At 53.4% G+C, this 15,783-nt stretch carries 14 protein-coding genes; 10 read left to right on the top strand and 4 right to left on the bottom strand.

What is annotated here, in order from left to right:
- The first annotated feature begins 20 nt into the window (after positions 1 to 20).
- The 6 genes from yjjG (at position 21) to NA330_RS09285 (ending at position 5,655) form a co-directional block, all read left to right on the top strand.
- Positions 21 to 698, top strand: coding sequence for a pyrimidine 5'-nucleotidase (gene yjjG, locus NA330_RS09310; RefSeq protein WP_000870686.1), 678 nt, complete (start codon positions 21 to 23; stop codon positions 696 to 698).
- 91 nt (positions 699 to 789) lie between these two features.
- Complete coding sequence (prfC, locus tag NA330_RS09305; protein WP_000175965.1) at positions 790 to 2,379, top strand: peptide chain release factor 3; 1,590 nt, start codon at positions 790 to 792, stop codon at positions 2,377 to 2,379.
- A gap of 401 nt (positions 2,380 to 2,780) precedes the next feature.
- A complete protein-coding gene (osmY, locus tag NA330_RS09300) occupies positions 2,781 to 3,398 on the top strand; it encodes a molecular chaperone OsmY (RefSeq protein ID WP_023242398.1) in 618 nt (205 codons plus the stop codon).
- A 128-nt stretch (positions 3,399 to 3,526) separates the two neighbouring features.
- A complete protein-coding gene (locus NA330_RS09295) occupies positions 3,527 to 3,688 on the top strand; it encodes a DUF1328 domain-containing protein (protein ID WP_000490276.1) in 162 nt (53 codons plus the stop codon).
- Positions 3,689 to 3,811: 123 nt separating this feature from the next.
- Positions 3,812 to 4,885: a patatin-like phospholipase family protein gene (locus NA330_RS09290; protein ID WP_000531545.1), complete on the top strand. Its 1,074-nt coding sequence runs from the start codon at positions 3,812 to 3,814 to the stop codon at positions 4,883 to 4,885.
- On the top strand, positions 4,882 to 5,655 hold the full coding sequence (locus NA330_RS09285) for a metal-dependent hydrolase (protein WP_000119005.1): 774 nt from the start codon (positions 4,882 to 4,884) through the stop codon (positions 5,653 to 5,655). Before NA330_RS09290 ends, NA330_RS09285 begins: the two co-directional genes overlap by 4 nt.
- Positions 5,656 to 5,687: 32 nt before the next feature.
- On the opposite strand, the gene NA330_RS09280 is transcribed toward NA330_RS09285, so the two are convergent.
- Both NA330_RS09280 and NA330_RS09275 read right to left on the bottom strand, forming a co-directional pair.
- On the bottom strand, positions 5,688 to 6,551 hold the full coding sequence (locus NA330_RS09280; RefSeq protein WP_023242397.1) for a YjjW family glycine radical enzyme activase: 864 nt from the start codon (positions 6,549 to 6,551) through the stop codon (positions 5,688 to 5,690).
- Complete coding sequence (locus tag NA330_RS09275; protein WP_023242396.1) at positions 6,523 to 8,073, bottom strand: YjjI family glycine radical enzyme; 1,551 nt, start codon at positions 8,071 to 8,073, stop codon at positions 6,523 to 6,525. Before NA330_RS09275 ends, NA330_RS09280 begins: the two co-directional genes overlap by 29 nt.
- A 259-nt stretch (positions 8,074 to 8,332) precedes the next feature.
- On the opposite strand from NA330_RS09275, the gene deoC reads away from it, so the two are divergent.
- The 4 genes from deoC to deoD all read left to right on the top strand — a co-directional run bounded on the left by deoC (position 8,333) and on the right by deoD (position 12,762).
- Complete coding sequence (deoC, locus tag NA330_RS09270; RefSeq protein WP_001519713.1) at positions 8,333 to 9,112, top strand: deoxyribose-phosphate aldolase; 780 nt, start codon at positions 8,333 to 8,335, stop codon at positions 9,110 to 9,112.
- Positions 9,113 to 9,235: 123 nt separating this feature from the next.
- Entirely contained in the window at positions 9,236 to 10,558 is a 1,323-nt protein-coding gene (gene deoA, locus NA330_RS09265; protein ID WP_023242395.1) for a thymidine phosphorylase, read from the top strand.
- 51 nt (positions 10,559 to 10,609) lie between these two features.
- Positions 10,610 to 11,833: a phosphopentomutase gene (gene deoB / locus NA330_RS09260; protein ID WP_000816454.1), complete on the top strand. Its 1,224-nt coding sequence runs from the start codon at positions 10,610 to 10,612 to the stop codon at positions 11,831 to 11,833.
- A gap of 209 nt (positions 11,834 to 12,042) precedes the next feature.
- Entirely contained in the window at positions 12,043 to 12,762 is a 720-nt protein-coding gene (deoD, locus tag NA330_RS09255; protein ID WP_000224864.1) for a purine-nucleoside phosphorylase, read from the top strand.
- A 37-nt stretch (positions 12,763 to 12,799) separates the two neighbouring features.
- Here deoD and NA330_RS09250 read toward each other — a convergent pair whose 3' ends face one another.
- Together NA330_RS09250 and NA330_RS09245 are read right to left on the bottom strand one after the other, a co-directional pair.
- On the bottom strand, positions 12,800 to 13,372 hold the full coding sequence (locus tag NA330_RS09250) for a hypothetical protein (RefSeq protein WP_023242394.1): 573 nt from the start codon (positions 13,370 to 13,372) through the stop codon (positions 12,800 to 12,802).
- Entirely contained in the window at positions 13,369 to 15,777 is a 2,409-nt protein-coding gene (locus NA330_RS09245) for a fimbrial biogenesis outer membrane usher protein (protein WP_023242393.1), read from the bottom strand. The genes NA330_RS09250 and NA330_RS09245 overlap by 4 nt, the downstream gene beginning before the upstream one ends.
- Positions 15,778 to 15,783 lie beyond the last annotated feature (6 nt).

Below are 15,783 nucleotides of genomic sequence, written 5' to 3'. Positions count from 1 at the left end.
AAAAGAGGCAAGGTGTAATGATGAAGTGGGACTGGATTTTCTTTGATGCCGATGAAACGCTGTTTACGTTTGATTCTTTCACCGGCTTACAGCGGATGTTCCTTGACTATAGCGTCACCTTTACCGCTGAGGATTTCCAGGATTACCAGGCCGTGAATAAGCCGCTATGGGTGGATTATCAGAACGGCGCGATTACCTCATTACAATTGCAGCACGCGCGCTTTCAAAGTTGGGCTGAACGGCTAAACGTTGCGCCGGGGCTGCTGAATGACGCTTTTATTAGTGCGATGGCGGAGATCTGTTCTCCTTTGCCGGGCGCCGTTTCGCTACTTAATGCGATTCGCGGGCAGGCTAAAATCGGTATTATTACTAACGGTTTTACCGCGCTACAACAAACTCGTCTGGAGCGCACCGGGCTGCGCGAGTATTTCGATCTGCTGGTGATTTCCGAGCAGGTTGGCGTCGCGAAGCCCGATCCGAAAATCTTTAACTACGCCCTGGAGCAGGCGGGGAATCCTGACCGCTCGCGCGTATTAATGGTTGGCGATACCGCGGAATCCGATATTCTTGGCGGCATTAACGCCGGACTGTCGACCTGCTGGCTTAACGCGCATCATCGCGAGCAGCCCGCGGGTATCCATCCAACCTGGACTGTGGCGTCATTAAGCGAACTGGAGCAGCTCCTGTGTAAACACTGATTGCCTCCCCCAGGTTGATGGGTAAAATAGCCGCATTTTTCGTATTCAACATGCGTGGTCAAACGCCGCGCTTACTCAAGAAGATTTGACTATGACGTTGTCTCCTTATTTGCAAGAGGTGGCCAAACGCCGCACTTTTGCCATTATTTCTCACCCGGACGCCGGTAAAACCACCATTACCGAAAAAGTGTTGCTGTTCGGACAGGCGATTCAGACCGCCGGTACGGTAAAAGGCCGTGGCTCCAGCCAACATGCAAAATCTGACTGGATGGAGATGGAAAAACAGCGTGGTATCTCTATCACCACCTCGGTGATGCAGTTCCCGTATCACGACTGTCTGGTGAACCTGCTGGACACCCCGGGGCACGAAGACTTCTCCGAAGATACCTACCGTACCCTGACGGCGGTGGACTGCTGTCTGATGGTGATCGACGCCGCAAAAGGTGTTGAAGACAGGACTCGTAAGCTGATGGAAGTTACCCGTCTGCGTGATACGCCGATCCTGACCTTTATGAACAAACTCGACCGTGACATCCGCGACCCGATGGAGCTGCTGGATGAAGTGGAAAATGAGCTGAAAATCGGCTGCGCGCCGATCACCTGGCCGATTGGCTGCGGCAAGCTGTTTAAGGGCGTTTATCACCTTTATAAAGATGAAACTTATCTGTATCAGACCGGTAAGGGCCACACCATTCAGGAAGTGCGCATCGTTAAAGGGCTGAATAACCCGGATCTGGACGCCGCCGTCGGTGAAGACCTGGCGCAGCAACTGCGCGACGAGCTGGAACTGGTGCAGGGCGCATCTAACGAGTTTGATGAAGAGCTGTTCCTGGCAGGGGAAATTACCCCAGTATTTTTCGGTACCGCGCTGGGTAACTTTGGCGTTGACCATATGCTGGATGGTTTAGTGGCGTGGGCGCCCGCGCCGATGCCGCGTCAAACCGATACCCGCACAGTGGAAGCCTCGGAAGAGAAATTCACCGGTTTTGTCTTTAAAATTCAGGCCAATATGGACCCGAAACACCGCGACCGCGTGGCGTTTATGCGCGTGGTTTCCGGTAAGTATGAGAAGGGCATGAAGCTACGCCAGGTCCGTACCGGCAAAGATGTGGTGATTTCCGACGCGTTAACTTTTATGGCGGGCGACCGTTCGCACGTTGAAGAAGCGTACCCGGGCGATATTTTGGGTCTGCATAACCACGGCACCATTCAGATCGGCGATACCTTCACCCAGGGCGAGATGATGAAGTTTACCGGTATCCCGAACTTTGCGCCGGAACTGTTCCGTCGTATTCGCCTGAAAGATCCGCTCAAGCAGAAGCAGCTACTGAAAGGGCTGGTGCAGCTTTCTGAAGAGGGGGCGGTGCAGGTATTCCGTCCCATCTCCAACAACGATCTGATTGTCGGCGCCGTGGGCGTTTTGCAGTTTGACGTGGTTGTCGCGCGCCTGAAAAGCGAATACAACGTTGAGGCGATTTATGAATCCGTCAACGTGGCGACGGCGCGCTGGGTGGAAAGCGCCGATGCGAAGAAATTCGAAGAGTTTAAGCGTAAGAATGAAACGCAGCTGGCGCTGGATGGCGGCGACAACCTCACCTATATCGCCCCCACGATGGTTAACCTGAACCTGACCCAGGAACGTTACCCTGACGTTCAGTTCCGTAAAACGCGCGAACACTGATCCCTTTCCGGGCGCGGCATCCGCCGCGCCTTCGTACTTTCCCTGCCTTTTTAACCGCTTACGGAATGTTCTTAAATCCCGCGTTTTTTCTCCGATCTGCCTGTTTTTTATACGCACCGACAAGCGATTTTAAAATTGTGATCTATATTTAACAAAGTGATGACATAAATGTCGGCTTTAATGCCTGTTCAATGCGTGAATATGAGAGCTTAAAGCTGAGATTTGTTTCAGTCACGATATTAATAACTGAAACGGAAGGGTGGCAGGCGACGCGTCGTTACAAATTCACGAATGTGATGCCAGTCATTGACTTCAGAAACCGGTGAGTTTCACCGCATTCAGCAATGCAACCTCGTGTTGCCTGAGCTCAAATTACGAGCAAACTATACAGGACAAAATCGATGACTATGACAAGACTGAAGATTTCTAAAACTCTGCTGGCCGTAATGTTGACCTCTGCTGTTGCGACAGGTTCTGCCTTTGCAGAAAACGCAACAACGGACAAGGTGCAAAGCGGAACCGAAACCGCAGGGCAAAAAGTCGATAGCTCTATGAATAAAGTCGGTAACTTCATGGATGACAGCGCTATCACTGCGAAAGTCAAAGCTGCGCTGGTAGACCATGACAATATTAAAAGCACCGATATTTCTGTCGAAACCAATCAGAAAGTCGTCACCCTGAGCGGCTTTGTAGAAAGCCAGGCGCAGGCTGAAGCCGCCGTGAAAGTGGCGAAAGGCGTAGAAGGCGTGACCTCCGTTAGCGACAAACTTCACGTTCGCGACAATAAAGAAGGTTCCGTGAAAGGTTATGCCGGCGATACGGCCACGACCAGTGAAGTCAAAGCCAAGTTGCTGGCGGACGATCTCGTCCCTTCCCGTAAAGTAAAAGTGGAAACGACCGATGGCGTCGTACAGCTCTCCGGTACCGTTGAAACTCAGGAACAAAGCGACCGCGCTGAAAGCATCGCGAAAGCCGTTGATGGCGTAAAAAGTGTTAAAAACGATCTGAAAGTTCAGTAATTCGTCGTAATTCGTCCTCCCGACGTTTGTCGGGGGGCGTAATGTGCACCACACTAAAAATATCGCGAATGAGTAGCCTGAGCGCTCATATTTAGCGGTCGACATTAACTATGGTAAAGGAGAGGCTTATGTTTCGTTGGGGCATTATATTTCTGGTTATCGCGTTAATTGCCGCCGCATTGGGTTTTGGTGGACTGGCTGGTACGGCTGCCGGCGCGGCGAAAATCGTCTTCGTCGTCGGGATCGTGCTCTTCTTGGTCAGCCTGTTCATGGGCCGTAAACGACCCTAGCAGGCAGCTGTAAAGATATATTGCTATCAAGCCAGTCCAGCGGACTGGCTTTTACGGTTTTAGCCGTTAACGTTTTGCGTTACCTTGTCAGCCTGGAAAAAAATGAAAAACAGGAAGGCAGAGGTGGGCCAGCGAATACCGGTTACGCTCGGCAATATTGCGCCGTTATCATTAACACCGTTCCGGCCAGGCCGTATGGCGCTGGTCTGTGAGGGCGGGGGGCAGCGGGGCATCTTTACCGCAGGCGTGCTGGATGAGTTTATGCGTGCGCAGTTTAATCCTTTCCATCTCTACTTCGGCACATCAGCCGGTGCGCAAAATCTCTCGGCGTATCTCTGCAACCAGCCCGGCTACGGGCGTAAAGTCATTATGCGCTATACCACCAGGCGCGAATTTTTTGATCCGCTGCGATTTGTACGCGGAGGAAACCTTATTGACCTCGACTGGCTGGTGGAATCCACCGCCGCCCGAATGCCGCTGCAGATGGATACCGCAGCGCGCCTGTTCGACAGCGGAAAATCCTTTTATATGTGCGCCTGCCGGGGGGATGATTACACGCCGGGCTATTTCTCGCCGACAAAACAAAACTGGCTTGATATCATTCGCGCCTCCAGCGCTATACCGGGTTTCTACCGTACCGGCGTTACGTTAGAGGGCATCAACTATCTGGACGGTGGCATTAGCGACGCCATTCCGGTTCAGGAGGCGGCAAAGCGGGGGGCGAAAACCATTGTGGTGATCCGCACCGTACCCTCGCAAATGTATTACACGCCGCAGTGGTTTAAGCGTATGGAGCGCTGGCTGGGAGAGAGCAGTCTACAGCCGTTGGTCAACCTGGTGCAGCATCATGAAACGTCCTACAGCGCGATCCAACAATTTATTGAAAAGCCGCCGGGTAAGCTGCGGATCATTGAAATTTATCCGCCGAAACCGCTGCACAGCATGGCGCTGGGCAGCCGTATCCCGGCGCTGCGTGAGGATTACAAAACCGGGCGATTATGCGGGCGTTATTTCCTTGCCACCGTTGGTAAATTGCTCGCCGCAACGCCGCCTCTCTTGCGCCATACGTCGCGGATTGCCGTGCCGGAAACGGTGGTCGTGCCTCCGGCGCCGGTGGCCAATGATACGCATGTGGCGGAGGTCATTAGCGCGCCGCAGGCAAACGACACCACATTTACCGACGAGGATCTGGCGTGAGCTGGCGCTTTATCGATACACACTGCCATTTTGATTTCCCGCCCTTTACGGGCGATGAGCGCGCCAGTATTCAGCGTGCCTGTGAGGCGGGCGTTGAAAAAATCATCGTACCGGCGACCGAGGCGGCGCACTTTCCCCGCGTGCTGGCGCTGGCGGCGCGTTTCCCGTCGCTTTATGCTGCGCTGGGATTGCACCCCATTGTGATTGAGCGTCATGCCGATGACGATCCTGATAAGCTACAACAGGCGCTGGCGCAACAACAGAACGTCGTGGCGGTAGGCGAGATCGGTCTCGATCTTTATCGCGACGACCCGCAGTTCGCCAGGCAAGAGCGATTTTTAGACGCGCAGCTGCAACTGGCAAAACGCTACGATCTGCCGGTGATCCTGCACTCGCGGCGCACGCATGACAAACTGGCGATGCACTTAAAGCGCCAGGATCTACCGCGAACCGGTGTGGTGCATGGTTTTGCCGGCAGTCTGCAACAGGCCGAACGCTTTGTGCGACTGGGCTATAAAATCGGCGTCGGCGGCACCATCACCTACCCGCGCGCCAGTAAAACCCGTGATGTTATGGCGCGGTTGCCGCTGGACGCGCTGTTGCTGGAGACCGATGCGCCGGATATGCCGCTAAAGGGGTTTCAGGGGCAGCCGAACCGCCCGGAGCAGGCGGCGCGCGTATTTGATGCGCTCTGCGAATTACGTCCGGAGCCCGCAGAGGTGATAGCCGATACGCTGTATCGCAATACCATTACCTTGTTTCGGCTCTGATGGCATCGCAGCCGCCGTCCGGCAGGCGACTCTTATAAATATAGCGTCGGCAAAATCAGCTTCGCCACCCCACGCGCGCGCAATCCGTCAGCCAGCCGTTCCACCTCTTGCGGCGTCGCGCCTGGCCAGGCTTTCGCTTCGCCATAGACGCCATGCGCATGAAAGGCATTCAGACGCACCGGAACCTCGCCCAGCGAAGTAATAAACGCCGCCAGTGAATCGATATGCGCCGCATAGTCCACCTGACCCGGGATAACCAGCAACCGCAGCTCCGCCAGTTTTCCCTGCGCAGCAAGAAAGCGGATACTGTGCTTAATATGCGTGTTACCACGTCCGGTCAGACGGTGATGACACTCGCTCTTCCAGGCTTTCAGATCGAGCATTACGCCGTCGCAAACCGGCAGTAGTTTCTGCCAGCCGGTCTCGCTTAACTGACCATTACTGTCCACCAGGCAGGTCAGTCGTTGTAACTGCGGATCGGCTTTGATCGCTGTAAATAGCGCCACAATAAACGGTAATTGCGTGGTCGCCTCTCCGCCGCTGACGGTAATACCTTCAATAAACAGCGATGCTTTACGAATATGACGCAGCACATCGTCAACGCTCATGGTCTGCGCCATTGGCGTTGCCTGCTGTGGGCACATTTTCAGGCAGGTATCGCACTGCTCGCAGACGTCCGACCGCCATACCACTTTCCCGCCATCAACGCTGAGGGCGTGGTGCGGACACTGCGATACGCATTCCCCGCAGTCGTTACAGCGTCCCATCGTCCACGGGTTATGGCAATTCTTGCAGCGCAAATTGCAGCCCTGTAAGAATAATGCCAGGCGGCTGCCTGGCCCATCGACGCAGGAAAACGCAATGATCTTACTGACTAAAGCGCATCTGTTGTTCATGGCTGACTACGCGTGGCTGTCGTTCCAGGATACGGGTATTACGTGCGGCTTCTTCTCCCAGCCAGGTGGTATTCGTGCGCGAGCCTTCGGCGCGAAATTTCGCCAGATCCGACAGGCGCACCATATAGCCGGTGACGCGCACCAGATCGTTGCCGCTGACATTGGCGGTAAATTCACGCATCCCGGCTTTGAACGCGCCAAGACAAAGCTGAACCAGCGCCTGCGGATTACGCTTGATGGTTTCGTCCAGCGTCAGAATGTCGCTGATCCCGGCATGATAAAAGGCATGGTGCGGCGCGACGGTTTGCAAATGGGTGATAGGGTCCGGTTCATCGCCATACGGCAGACGTGCGCCCGGCGTAGTGCCAATATCGGAACTGATGCCAGACTGGGCATGGAGCAGCGCCCGTTGCTTCCAGCCATACTTCACTGGCGTATTTTCGACGAAATCCGCCAGGTGGGCGCTAATACGGTAGCCCAGCTCGTTCGCCGTTTCATTTTTGCCATAACGGGCGTTCAGGCCCGCGTTTTCGCACAGCAGATTCACGGCTTCCGCCAGCCCGTACATACCGAACATCGGCGCAAAACGTTCGGGATCGATCAAACCTTCCTGTACAAGAAAGCTATTCTCAAAGAAATGTGACTTTTCATAGAGGAATTCACATCGTGAATTAATGATGGCGATCTGCTGTCGGCAGTAGTGCGGTAGCGTGCGTGAAAAGAAGTCATCGACAGACGTACTGCGTTCTGCCACGGCTTTCAGGTTGAGACGTACCAGCGTACTGCCGCCGCCGCCAAGCGGTAGCGAGTTATAACAACTGACGATGCCATAATGGCCTTTTGTGAAAATTTTATCATTTACAGGGCCATTGGAAATGTGTGGCTTACTGCATTCGCAAATGTTTTTGGCGACCTCCAGCAGCAGATCGTCCGGCGTAATTTCCGCATCGTAGATAAACGTCAGGTTAGGCGCCACCTGCTTTAGCTCGGCATCAGCGCGCAAAATTGCTCGTGTGACAGGCGTATCGGCAGGGCCAATATTGGCATGCATAAAGGCGTCTGGCAGCGTTCTGTCGAGATAACGCCAGAAACGTTTTATTCGAATATCGATCGCATCTTGTGTTAGAATTCTAACATACGGTTGCAGCAACGCATCAAGCTGGCCGAGATAAACCGGCATGGACGTCACGGAAGGAACGTGATGATACAGAATGGTGAGTAGGGATAACGCATCATCCAGATCTTTCGCGCCTTCCAGTTCCAGCCACTGTGAACCGTTAGCCAGAAATCGGGCGTAATCGGGCAACACGTAGCGCGGTTTGAAGGGGGCGTGCCCCTCAAACATATCGCAAATGACACCTTCATCCAGCGCCTGGCGGGCATCTTCCGGCAGGGGGGGATAAGGCAGGGCGTTTTCAGCTTCCAGCGCCAGAAAATGGCGTTTTTGTTCAGGCGTGAGCACCGGGCTGGTCACAATTTGCTGGCAACGCTGCTGGAGCGCAGTTTCGCATGAGGCAGGCATCTTCGTTTCCTCTTTATGCCGGGACGATGCGCTATTGTAGAAAATGGCGGCAAACCGACTTTGATCCTGATGCGCTTATCGCTCGAAGAACAGGCGGTGACGGCGGGATAATTTGATTCAGATCTCATTACAGTAATGCAAATTTGTACGTAGTTTTCATTAACTGTGATGTATATCGAAGTGTAATCGCGAGTGAATGTTAGAATATTAACAGACTCGCAAGGTGAAATTTTATACGGCAATGCCGTTGGAGAATGTCATGACTGATTTAAAAGCAAGCAGCCTGCGTGCGCTCAAACTGATGGATCTGACCACTCTGAACGATGACGACACTAATGAAAAAGTGATCGCGTTGTGTCATCAGGCAAAAACCCCGGTCGGGAATACGGCGGCGATTTGTATTTACCCGCGTTTTATCCCGATTGCGCGTAAAACTCTGAAAGAACAAGGTACGCCGGACATCCGCATTGCAACGGTGACTAACTTCCCGCATGGCAATGATGACATCGATATTGCGCTGGCGGAAACCCGTGCGGCGATCGCCTACGGCGCTGACGAAGTGGACGTGGTATTCCCGTACCGCGCGTTGATCGCCGGTAACGAGCAGGTGGGTTTTGACCTGGTAAAAGCCTGTAAAGACGCTTGTGCCGCAGCGAACGTATTGCTGAAAGTGATCATCGAAACTGGCGAGCTGAAAGAAGAGGCGCTGATTCGTAAAGCCTCTGAAATCTCCATTAAAGCCGGTGCGGATTTCATCAAAACCTCTACCGGTAAAGTGCCGGTAAACGCTACGCCGGAAAGCGCGCGCATCATGATGGAAGTGATCCGCGACATGGGCGTTTCCAAAACCGTTGGCTTCAAACCGGCGGGCGGCGTACGTACGGCGGAAGACGCGCAGAAATTCCTCGCGATTGCAGACGAACTGTTTGGCGCTGACTGGGCAGATTCTCGTCACTACCGCTTTGGCGCATCCAGCCTGCTGGCAAGCCTGCTGAAAGCGCTGGGTCACGGCGACGGTAAGAGCGCCAGCAGCTACTAAGCTCTGATTTGCCGGATGGCGCTGTGCTTATCCGGCCTACAAATCCAGGCCTGTAGGCCGGATAAGGCGTTAGCCGCCATCCGGCGATGTAAGCCTTCTACTCTTTTCCCTCAGGAGGGTACCGTGTTTCTCGCACAAGAAATTATTCGTAAAAAGCGTGATGGTCATGCGTTGAGTGACGAAGAAATTCGTTTCTTTATCAATGGTATTCGTGACAATACTATCTCTGAAGGGCAGATTGCCGCCCTGGCGATGACCATCTTCTTCCACGATATGACCATGCCGGAGCGTGTTTCGCTGACCATGGCGATGCGGGATTCCGGTACTGTCCTTGACTGGAAAAGCCTGAATCTCAATGGCCCGATTGTCGATAAGCATTCGACCGGCGGCGTAGGGGACGTGACGTCTCTGATGCTGGGGCCAATGGTAGCGGCCTGCGGCGGTTATGTGCCGATGATCTCCGGTCGCGGTCTCGGACATACCGGCGGTACGCTCGACAAACTGGAAGCGATCCCGGGCTTCGATATCTTCCCGGACGACAACCGTTTCCGCGAAATTATTCAAGACGTGGGTGTGGCGATTATTGGGCAAACCAGCTCGCTTGCACCGGCGGACAAACGTTTTTACGCCACCCGCGATATTACCGCGACGGTGGACTCTATTCCGCTGATCACCGGTTCCATCCTCGCCAAGAAACTGGCCGAAGGGCTGGATGCGCTGGTAATGGATGTAAAAGTCGGCAGCGGCGCGTTTATGCCAACCTATGAACTTTCTGAAGCCCTTGCGGAAGCGATTGTCGGCGTGGCAAACGGCGCGGGAGTTCGCACTACGGCGTTGTTAACCGATATGAACCAGGTGCTGGCTTCGAGCGCCGGTAACGCGGTGGAAGTGCGTGAAGCCGTGCAGTTCCTGACCGGTGAATACCGCAATCCGCGCTTGTTTGACGTTACCATGGCGCTATGCGTGGAGATGCTGATCTCCGGTCAGCTGGCGAAAGACGACGCCGAAGCGCGTGCCAAACTGCAGGCGGTGCTGGATAACGGTAAAGCGGCAGAAATCTTTGGTCGTATGGTGGCCGCGCAGAAAGGGCCGAGCGATTTCGTTGAGAACTACGATAAATACCTGCCGACCTCCATGTTGAGCAAAGCGGTATATGCTGATACCGAAGGGTTTATCAGCGCAATGGATACGCGTGCGCTGGGGATGGCGGTCGTCTCGATGGGCGGCGGCCGTCGTCAGGCGTCTGACACCATTGATTACAGCGTTGGCTTTACCGACATGGCCCGTCTGGGCGACAGCATCGACGGGCAGCGCCCGCTGGCGGTGATTCATGCCAAAGACGAAGCCAGTTGGCAGGAAGCGGCGAAGGCCGTCAAAGCGGCAATTATCCTTGACGATAAAGCGCCAGCAAGCACACCTTCGGTCTATCGTCGAATTACTGAATAGTTGTATACTGATCTGATCAATTATTTTTGAAGCACTAAGTACGGAGAAGATATGAAACGTGCATTTATTATGGTGCTGGACTCATTCGGCATCGGCGCTACTGAAGACGCGGATCGTTTTGGCGACGTAGGTTCCGACACTCTGGGCCACATCGCAGAAGCTTGCGCCAAAGGCGAAGCTGACAATGGCCGTAAGGGCCCGTTGAATCTGCCTAACCTGACTCGTCTGGGGCTGGTGAAAGCGCATGAAGGCTCTACCGGTAAAATTGCCGCTGGCATGGACGGCAACGCGGACGTTATTGGCGCATACGCATGGGCGCACGAACTGTCCTCCGGCAAAGATACGCCGTCCGGCCACTGGGAAATCGCTGGCGTGCCGGTGCTATTCGACTGGGGTTACTTCAGCGACCACGAAAACAGCTTCCCGCAGGAACTGCTGGATAAGCTGGTAAAACGCGCCAACCTGCCGGGCTATCTCGGTAACTGCCACTCTTCCGGCACCGTTATTCTGGACCAGCTCGGCGAAGAGCACATGAAAACCGGCAAGCCGATTTTCTACACCTCCGCTGACTCCGTGTTCCAGATTGCCTGCCACGAAGAGACCTTTGGCCTGGATAAACTCTACGAGCTGTGCGAAATCGCCCGTGAAGAGCTGACCGAAGGCGGCTACAACATTGGCCGCGTGATCGCGCGTCCGTTTATCGGCGACAAGGCCGGTAACTTCCAGCGTACCGGCAACCGTCACGACCTGGCCGTAGAACCGCCAGCGCCGACCGTGCTGCAGAAACTGGTCGATGAAAAACAGGGCCACGTGGTGTCCGTCGGTAAGATTGCCGACATCTACGCCAACTGCGGCATCACTAAGAAAGTGAAAGCAACCGGTCTGGACGCGCTGTTCGACGCGACCCTCAAAGAGATGAAAGAAGCGGGCGATAAAACCATCGTTTTCACTAACTTCGTTGACTTCGACTCTTCCTGGGGCCACCGTCGCGACATCGCGGGCTACGCCGCAGGTCTGGAGCTGTTTGACCGCCGTCTGCCGGAGCTGATGGAGCTGGTGGGTGAAGATGACATTCTGATCCTGACCGCTGACCACGGCTGTGACCCGAGCTGGACCGGTACTGACCATACCCGTGAGCACATTCCGGTGCTGATCTACGGTCCGAAAGTCAAACCGGGCTCTTTAGGTCACCGTGAAACCTTTGCGGATATCGGCCAGACGCTGGCGACCTACTTTGGTACATCGCCAATGGACTACGGTAAAAACATGCTGTGATACCCGTTGTCTTTCGCGCTGTAGATGCGTTGACTTCATTCGCTCACCCCGGTCACATAGTTCATCTATGCTCCCGGGGATTCACGAATTCGTCGCCTTCCTACAACGCGAAATCCTTAGGGTATTTCACTGTTTTTACACACGTTTTGTAGACCTGATAAGGCGTAGCCGCCATCAGGCAATAACAACAAATTTAAAGGGAACTGAAGATGGCAACTCCACATATTAATGCAGAAATGGGTGATTTCGCTGACGTCGTATTGATGCCGGGCGACCCGCTGCGCGCGAAGCACATTGCTGAGACTTTCCTCGAAGATGTCCGCGAAGTGAACAACGTTCGCGGCATGTTAGGTTTCACCGGGACTTACAAAGGCCGTAAGATCTCCGTGATGGGCCACGGTATGGGTATCCCGTCCTGCTCCATCTACACCAAAGAGCTGATCACCGATTTCGGCGTGAAGAAAATCATTCGCGTCGGCTCCTGCGGCGCTGTGCGCATGGACGTCAAACTGCGCGACGTGGTGATCGGTATGGGTGCCTGCACCGACTCCAAAGTGAACCGTATCCGTTTTAAAGATCATGACTTCGCGGCTATCGCTGACTTCGACATGGTGCGTAACGCGGTTGACGCGGCAAAAGCGCTGGGCGTAGACGCGCGCGTGGGCAACCTGTTCTCCGCTGACCTGTTCTACTCTCCGGACGGCGAAATGTTCGACGTGATGGAAAAATACGGCGTGCTGGGCGTGGAGATGGAAGCGGCGGGCATCTACGGCGTTGCGGCTGAGTTTGGCGCGAAAGCGCTGACCATCTGCACCGTGTCCGACCACATCCGTACCCACGAGCAGACCACAGCCGCTGAGCGTCAGACGACCTTCAACGACATGATCAAAATCGCACTGGAATCTGTGCTGCTGGGCGATAAAGAGTAGGATTGTGAAGGGGGCCAGAGCAGGCCCCCTTCATCGTTTATTTCGTCAGCACTTCCCACTGTAAATTGCTTTCCAGCATGACCGTATCGGTAGAATGCGTAAATTGATTATCGTTCAAGACAGGTGTTAATGTCAGCGTGACGTTCATCATTTTCCCACTGACCTGCTGATTATTATCCATCGCGATGATACCGTTGTTATTATGTAGCAACAGACTATCCAGGGCACTGTCATTGGGAGCAAAGCTCACTCTATCAAGGGTGCTGGCAATAGGATAACTTTTACCATCTACTATCATCTGACTAACACGTACGGCGAGACCACCGTTATTTCCAAAATAAAATCGTCCCTTTTCCCCCGCTGAGGCCTGCACAAAAAGAGCAATATTCTGGCTTTCTGGGCAACTCACACTAACGTGAACCTCCTGTGAAGACATTTGATTCCAGCCTTGCTGAGAATTGACGATATCATCTTGCTTAAGCCAGCCAAAGCTGACGTTTGGCGAAGAGAACGTTATTTGGCAGTCATCGTCGGCCTTGGCTGATGGAGGGAGTAGTGCGGTGAAGAGACAACATATAGCAATCCCCAACCATTTGCTGTTGGATTTCATTGACAGACTCCCTTTGCCGTTTCATAAAATGCCTCTTTATCCTGGGTTTTCTGCAGCGTGTAGTGGATGCGACACAGACGATTCATATCATCATCAGCGGCATATAACGCAGGATTATCCCCAACATCGGTGATAAATACGCGTCCGCTGTCGACAGCGCTGACCAAATAGTTATTTTTTTCATCTACAATGCTGGTGCCTTTAGGTAGCCATGAGCCGTCCGGACGCTTTACTGTCAGCATCACACGGCGTGTATTCAGCACGTTGAAATCCAGTACCCGAAAAGCGCTGTGCGCGACGGTAATATTCTTAATACCGTTTGCCAGTTCCATGCTCTTTGGTAGCGTATTCGCATTAACCTCTACGCGGGATTTCCGCCATTCAGTTAGCCCCGGAATGACGGCCTGCCCCCAGCGGTCAGTCCAGATTCGCCCCTGTGGCGTGGCGATTTCAATGCCGCTTTCTGGTTCACTCAGGCGTGCGATAGCAAAGGTATTTTTGATGGTGTAAGGCGAGAACGTTATGCCATGTTCGTGTGCAGCGATGCCCCCGCTGAAGGTTGCGTTATAGTTGCGGTAATTATCGCCATCAGTGCCGCCGCCCACGCTGAGTTGAGTGTAATGGAGATTGCTATTGAGATTACCGTTGAAGCTATTTTGCTGGTTTTTTGCATCACGATCCGCAGAAATATAGTAATGGGTATCTTTACTCAGCGAACCATTATTTTGTAGCCCGTAGGTTGTTTTATCACCTTGATTACGCATATAAGCGCCGACGCGCTGCTCACCTAGTGGAATGCTGATGTTGATGTAAAACATATCATCATCATTACTGCCGTTATGATTCTCATCATCCTGATTAACAGCGTGCTGCCAGTTAGCGGTAATTGAGGCATATTTAAATGTTTTGCCCCAGGAAGCCATTATACTGCGAGAGTCGTTGTTATTATCCGTAGCCTGATAAGTGTAATAACCCAGAGAGAAGGTACCTAACAGATTATGGTTCCAGGCGATATTAGCACTGGAGCTACTTTGGTATTCGTAAGCATCTTTATTGAGCGCATCCGTTAACTCACGATATCCGTCGCTGTAGCGGGCGGTGCTGACGTCAAGGCTAATTTCCCCGGGCAGCGCCATGCTGGCGCGTAGTTCACTTTTCGCACCCTGCAGAGATTCGCCGAAGGACGCTTTACTGCCCAGCATTGAGCCGGAAAACGTCCATTTGTTGGTTGGAAGCCATTGCAGCATACCTCCTGCCGCTTGATAGTCTTGTGCCAGTACGCCAGACGCCTGCGCCAGCCAGTTTTCACTCAGTTTCCAACCATCGCTGATGTTATAGATCCAGGGGAGAGAATAGTCGCTGGTGGTATCACGTACGCGCCCTATGGACATTGTCAAGCCTGCGGGCGTGAGTTCGCGTAAATTAAAAGATACTGCCGGCACCGTGAAGGTTGTCGTTGAGCCATCGGTTTCAACGACGCTGACGTTAAGGTCGGTATTGCTGCGTATGATGGGGACATTTTCAAGGGTAAATGCCCCAGCGTTCACTGGTGCGGTATAAATAATCTGTCCGGACTGACGAACTTCAACGCGAGCCTGGTGGGTTCGGGCAATACCGTTAATGGTTACGCCTTGTGTATCCTGTGCCAGCCCTTGTTCAGGGATAAGCTGTACGCCGTTGATCGGCGCGCCACTGAATAGACTGGAGTTGACGTTGATCTGCCCAACTTGCGCACGCATTTTTTGTGCCTGAAATACGTGCTCCGCATAGGTATATAGACTATCGGTACGGTATTCTCCATCATTATTCGTCAGCATGTAGCGGCTGCGCAGCGTCCATTCCGCGAAGTTTAAGCCAGCTTCAAGGTTTGCCTGGGCATAGTTTCGGCTATCGCTACCGGATGACTCGCTGCGACTGGCGTACAGGTTATAGTTAAATAACCCGGCGGTGCCGCCTTTAATCACGTTGTTTAGCGAGAGTAAGTTATTATCCAGAGCCTGCGCCGGAACAAAAAGCTCCAGCGATTCACTGTTTGGCAGTGGGGTAATAATCGCTGAGGGATAATCTTCTTGTAGGCTATGGCAGGTTTCTTTGGCGCTGATATTAAGCGGTACGAGCCCGCTGGCGCTGAGGAAATCGTCATCCACGCAAAGCTGGCCTTCTGTGTCGAAACGCGCGACCAACGACCCTCTATTTACGCCATTGATCTTTACCATGACGGTGTGGCTGCCTGGTAGAAAACGCGGCGCACGGGAAAAATATTGTGCCACGTTGGGGCTAATGCCTCTGGAGGTGAGAATACCCATGTCAAAATTCAGCTCCTCCGCCAGAGCCGAAAACGTCGTGGTCGCCAGTGAGCAATAAAGCGCAGTTTTGATGTATAGCGGCAGTTTTAAATACTTCACGTGCTA

The organism is Salmonella sp. NW722, from assembly GCF_051702785.1.
GTDB lineage: Bacteria > Pseudomonadota > Gammaproteobacteria > Enterobacterales > Enterobacteriaceae > Salmonella > Salmonella enterica.
This window is presented reverse-complemented; position numbering and strand designations above follow the sequence as displayed.

What these genes read in the sequence shown, in the direction of transcription:
- yjjG (WP_000870686.1), top strand. Translation starts at nt 21, where the DNA reads ATGAAGTGGGACTGGATTTTCTTTGATGCCGATGAAACGCTGTTTACG.
- prfC (WP_000175965.1), top strand. Translation starts at nt 790, where the DNA reads ATGACGTTGTCTCCTTATTTGCAAGAGGTGGCCAAACGCCGCACTTTT.
- osmY (WP_023242398.1), top strand. Translation starts at nt 2,781, where the DNA reads ATGACTATGACAAGACTGAAGATTTCTAAAACTCTGCTGGCCGTAATG.
- NA330_RS09295 (WP_000490276.1), top strand. Translation starts at nt 3,527, where the DNA reads ATGTTTCGTTGGGGCATTATATTTCTGGTTATCGCGTTAATTGCCGCC.
- NA330_RS09280 (WP_023242397.1), bottom strand. Translation starts at nt 6,551, where the DNA reads ATGAACAACAGATGCGCTTTAGTCAGTAAGATCATTGCGTTTTCCTGC.
- NA330_RS09275 (WP_023242396.1), bottom strand. Translation starts at nt 8,073, where the DNA reads ATGCCTGCCTCATGCGAAACTGCGCTCCAGCAGCGTTGCCAGCAAATT.
- deoC (WP_001519713.1), top strand. Translation starts at nt 8,333, where the DNA reads ATGACTGATTTAAAAGCAAGCAGCCTGCGTGCGCTCAAACTGATGGAT.
- deoB (WP_000816454.1), top strand. Translation starts at nt 10,610, where the DNA reads ATGAAACGTGCATTTATTATGGTGCTGGACTCATTCGGCATCGGCGCT.
- deoD (WP_000224864.1), top strand. Translation starts at nt 12,043, where the DNA reads ATGGCAACTCCACATATTAATGCAGAAATGGGTGATTTCGCTGACGTC.
- NA330_RS09250 (WP_023242394.1), bottom strand. Translation starts at nt 13,372, where the DNA reads ATGAAATCCAACAGCAAATGGTTGGGGATTGCTATATGTTGTCTCTTC.